We start from the raw sequence: 550 nt of genomic DNA, 5'->3' as shown, positions 1-550 counted from the left end.
TTTCTCAAATCGACACATCGTGCTCGCTTGCAACGCCTGATTGTCCTGCGGACAATCAAGCTCGCCAGCTCGCACTGTTTTTATACGGGACGTTGTAGCCAATGCAAAAAAACCTCAAATAGAAGAAAAATGGGAATACTAAATTCCTTATTCGGATCGAAAAAATCCAAAAACAAATCTCAAGAAAACCTGACTGACTTTAATCAGAAAACGGAAAAACTTCGAGCGGACAACAAAGCCTGGGAATCGGATTTTAATAAAGTGATTTCACTTAGAAAACAAGCTCAAGATTTAGAGAAGGATAAGGAACTTCAAAAAGCAATTGAAGTCTATATTGTTTCCATAAAAACTGGGGAGGAGAGTGAAAAATTGAATTTTAAAAATTACGCTTTTGATATTGAGAGGGTGATAATTCTTTTAGGAAAGACAAAACAAACGGATTTCTTGAAAGAATTTTTACGAGAAAAAATAGAAAAGTATCCGACTGTAAAAGAGTCTGACAAGTGGAGAGAAAGACTCTTAAAGCTGGAAAAGAAATAAGCACTGGCTA

1 protein-coding gene is annotated in these 550 nt (G+C 36.0%); it reads left to right on the top strand.

What is annotated here, in order from left to right:
* The coding region (locus ACQ93I_RS17270; protein ID WP_431699615.1) for a hypothetical protein at window positions 1-540 on the top strand (540 nt) is incomplete at its 5' end.
* Window positions 541-550: the final 10 nt, after the last annotated feature.

Origin of the sequence: Salinimicrobium sp. WS361 (genome assembly GCF_050750585.1) — a bacterium.
In the GTDB taxonomy this organism is placed as follows: Bacteria; Bacteroidota; Bacteroidia; order Flavobacteriales; family Flavobacteriaceae; genus Salinimicrobium.
Note: the sequence above shows the minus strand (reverse complement) of the source record. Positions and strands in the feature narration are given on the sequence as shown.